The following is a 3,886-nucleotide window of genomic DNA, read 5'->3' as shown; positions in this document are numbered from 1 at the left end:
TCCGGGACCGGCGGGTGTCCGCCGGTCCCGGACGCGGGGTACGGGTGCCGGGGCCGGTGGTCCGGCGGGTACGTCTCGCGTCGGTGTTCGGTCCAGCCCGGTGCGGGGCGTCCGGTCTCCGGCGGCCGGGGCGTACGGCCGCCGGGCGGGGTCCGGTGACCGGGTGGCAGGGGCTGGGTGTCGCCCGGGTCGGCGTCGTCCGACCAGCCGACCCGCCGGTACGGGGTGGCGTCCCGGTCGGTGCGTTCCGACCGGGTCGGCTCGGTCTCCCGCTGCCAACCGGAAGCCGCTGTGGAGCGGTCGCGGTACGGGTCGCGGGGCGCGGACCGGTCGCGGTGCGGGTCGGAGGTCGTCGACCAGTCGTGGTGCGGGTCGCGGGGAGCCGTCCGGTCGCGGGGAGCCGTCCGGTCGGACCGCTCATGGGGTGCCGGCCGGTCGTGGGGTGCGGACCGGTCGCGGAAGGGTTCCCGGGGCGCGGACCATCCGGTGTCCGGGGCCCAGGAGGACGGTCGTTCGGCGGCCGGCTCCCGGGGCGGGGACCAGCCCGGGCTGACCGGCCGTTCGGCGGCGGGATCCCGCCAGCCGGGACTGACCGGCCGTGGATCCGACCACTCCGACCCCCGGTGCCGTCGCTCCGGCGGGTACCCCTCGTCGACGCCGGACGCCGGGTACGTCGTGCCGCGTCGCTGCGGTGGGTACCCGTCGAACCGGTCGGTCCGTTCCGGACGGTGCCGGAACTCGTCGACGGTCCAGCGGTCCTCCCCGGTGTTCGGGGTGCTGGTCCGGCCGGGTACGGCGGCCCGGCCGCGTACCGCCGGTCGTGGGGTGGCCCGCAGCCCGATGTCGCCGGGGTAGCGCTGGCCGGGGAACTGGGGGTGCCACTCGGAGGTGGGTGCGACGACCCAGGCCGGTTCGGCCGGATCGTGCCAGCGCCCGAGGTAACGGTCGGTCATGAGGCGACCCGATCGGCGTGCCGCGGCCCGGGAACCGGATCGCGTCGCTCGCTCACGGCGGTGTCACCTCGTCGGAAATTGTCGCGCTGGGCGGCCGGGGGCACCGGTAGGGTCACCCGACCGGTGCGGCGTGCTCGCGGAAGGAGGGTAACGGCGTGGCGTGGCTCACCGCCACTGTGGCATCCCCCCAGCGCACAAACGTTATCCTGTGGTTCCGGATATTTCGGGTAATTGCCGCATCTGGCTTTCGTCGGTACGCGACCTACCGTCAGGCCGCGGTGGCCGGGGTGCTGGTCAACAGCGTCTTCGGGTTCCTCCGCTGCTACGTCCTGCTCGCCGTGACCCACGGTGCCGGCGTCGCCGCCGGGTACGACCCGGCCCAACTGGTCACCTTCGTCTGGGCCGGTCAGGGCCTGCTCGCCGTGGTGCTGCTGTGGGGCTGGACCGACCTGGCCGACCGGATCCGGACCGGCGACGTGGCCAGCGACCTGCTCCGTCCCGTGCACCCGGTGACCAGCTACCTCGCCGTCGACCTCGGGCGGGCCGGGTACGCCCTGTTCACCCGTTTCCTGCCACCGGTACTGGTCGGTCCGCTCTTCTTCGACGTGCACCTGCCCACCCGCTGGTCCACCGGACCGCTGCTGGTCTGCTCCGTGCTCCTCGCGGTGACCGTCAGTTTCGGCTGCCGGTACCTGGTCAACGCCACCGCCTACTGGCTGCACGACGTACGCGGTCCGATGATCCTCTGGACGGTGGGTTCCGGGCTGCTCGCCGGCCTCTACTTCCCGCTGCGGTTCCTGCCGGACTGGCTCTGGCTCCCACTGTGGCTGGCCACCCCGTTCCCCAGCCTGTTCCAGGCGCCACTGGACGTCCTCGTCGAGCGGGATCCGCCCGGGGTCCAGGCCGGCATCGTCGCCGGGCAACTGGCCTGGGCGGTACTGCTGCTGGTCGCCTGCCGGGCGGTACAGCGCCGGGCCGAGCGCCGGCTGGTGGTGCAGGGTGGCTGACCGGTCCGCGCCGGGTGGCACGCTGGCCGCCTACCGGGCGCTGCTCGGCGCGCAGGCCCGCTCGCAGGCCGCCTACCGCACCTCGTTCGTGGTCGACCTCGTCGGCAACGTCGGCGCCACCGTCTCCGACGTGCTCACCGTGCTGGTGCTGTTCGGAGTGACCCGGGTCCTCGGCGGCTTCGACGTGCGCGAGGCGATGGTGATCGTCGGCCTCTCCGCCTGCTCCTTCGCCATCGCCGACCTGCTGGTCGGCAACATCGAACGGATCCCCCGGTACGTGCGCACCGGCCTGCTCGACGCGGTCCTGGTCCGCCCGCTCGGCGCCCTGCCGCAACTGCTGCTGATGGACCTGCCGTTGCGCAAGGTCTCCCGGGCGGTCTTCGGTCTGACCGTGCTGCTGGTGGCGCTCGGCGCGGCCGACATCGACTGGACCCCGGCCCGGGTCGCCCTGGCCGTGGTCGCCCCGCTCGCCGGGGTGGTCTTCTTCGGCGCGGTCTTCGTCGCCTCGGCCACCGTGTCGTTCTTCTGGGTCGAGTCCGGTGAGCTGGCCAACGCGGTGACCTACGGGGGACGCGACTTCACCGCGTACCCGGTCACCATCTACGACGGCTGGTTCCGCAGCGTCTTCGCGTACGGCCTGGGCTTCGCCTTCGTCGCCTACCAGCCGGCGCTGGCCCTGCTCGGCCGACCCGACCCGCTCGGCCTGCCGGCCTGGACGGGCTGGGCCGCGCCGGGCGTCGCGGTGGCCGCCGCCGGGGTGGCCACCCTGGCCTGGCGGTTCGGTATCCGTCACTACCGGAGTACGGGATCATGAGCGACGACGTCATCGCGGTCGACGGGCTGCGCAAGGAGTTCACCGTCCGGGTCCGGGCCGGCCGGCTGCGCCGGACGAAGCGGACCGTCCGCGCGGTCGACGGGGTCGACCTGCGGGTGGCCCGGGGCGAGATGCTCGGCTACATCGGCCCCAACGGGGCCGGCAAGTCCACCACCCTGAAGATCCTCACCGGCGTGCTGACCCCGTCCGCCGGTACGGTGCGGGTCTGCGGCCTGCGGCCGGTGCCCCAGCGGACCCGGCTCGCCCTGCGCATCGGGGTGGTCTTCGGCCAGCGGTCCCAGCTCTGGTGGGATCTGCCGCTGCGGGACTCCTTCGACCTGCTCCGGCACATCTACCGGGTACCGGCCGACGCCCACGCCGCCCGGCTGCGCCGCTGCCGCGACCTGCTCGACCTGGACGCGTTCCTGGACACCCCGGTCCGTCAGCTCTCGCTCGGCCAGCGGATGCGCGGCGAGCTGACCGCCGCCCTGCTGCACGGTCCGGAGGTGCTCTTCCTCGACGAGCCGACCATCGGGCTGGACGTGGTGAGCAAACAGGCGGTCCGGGGATTCCTGGCCGAGCTGGACCGGGCCGGTGACACCACCCTGGTGCTGACCACCCACGACCTGGCCGACATCGAGCGGCTCTGTCGCCGCCTGGTGGTCGTCGACCACGGGCGGGTGGTGCACGACGGGTCGATCGCGGCGCTGCACGCCCGGTACGGCTCACCCCGGATGGTGGTCGCCGAGCTGGACACCCCGTTGACCGTCCCGCCCGTGCTGCCCGGCGCGCCCCTGCTGCGGACCGAGGCCGACGGCCACCGGCTGGTCTTCTCCTGCGAGTCGGCGACCGCCGCGCAGGTGGTGGCATCCCTGGCCGGTCTCGCCACGCTACGCGACATCTCCATCGTCGAACCGGACATCGAGGAGGTCGTCGCCCGCCTCTACGGCAGATGAGGAAGGGCCCCCTCCTGTCGTTTCCGGTAGGCGGTTTCTGGGGGTCGTCGCAACACCTGATGGCTTATGTGGTTGTCAGTAGATCACGCAGACGCTCGGCTGGGTTGTCCCAGCCGAGCGTCTGTCGTGGGCGGCCGTTGAGTTCCTGGGCGACGT

Annotated in this window: 2 protein-coding genes and 2 pseudogenes; 3 read left to right on the top strand and 1 reads right to left on the bottom strand. The window is 73.3% G+C overall.

The features are described from left to right. Positions 1 to 953, bottom strand: a pseudogene (locus tag GSF22_RS31795) (hypothetical protein); the annotation flags it as partial. 155 nt (positions 954 to 1,108) lie between these two features. On the opposite strand from GSF22_RS31795, the gene GSF22_RS31790 reads away from it, so the two are divergent. The 3 genes and pseudogenes from GSF22_RS31790 to GSF22_RS31780 all read left to right on the top strand — a co-directional run. Then, a complete protein-coding gene (locus GSF22_RS31790) occupies positions 1,109 to 1,960 on the top strand; it encodes an ABC-2 family transporter protein (RefSeq protein ID WP_208817607.1) in 852 nt (283 codons plus the stop codon). After that, positions 1,953 to 2,774, top strand: coding sequence for an ABC transporter permease (locus tag GSF22_RS31785; protein WP_307804494.1), 822 nt, complete (start codon positions 1,953 to 1,955; stop codon positions 2,772 to 2,774). Before GSF22_RS31790 ends, GSF22_RS31785 begins: the two co-directional genes overlap by 8 nt. Positions 2,775 to 2,818: 44 nt before the next feature. After that, positions 2,819 to 3,730 (top strand): annotated as a pseudogene (locus GSF22_RS31780) (ABC transporter ATP-binding protein); the annotation flags it as partial. Between the last annotated feature and the right edge of the window lie 156 nt (positions 3,731 to 3,886).

The organism is Micromonospora echinofusca (genome assembly GCF_017614955.1).
Taxonomy (GTDB): domain Bacteria; phylum Actinomycetota; class Actinomycetes; order Mycobacteriales; family Micromonosporaceae; genus Micromonospora; species Micromonospora echinofusca_A.
Note: the sequence above shows the minus strand (reverse complement) of the source record. Positions and strands in the feature narration are given on the sequence as shown.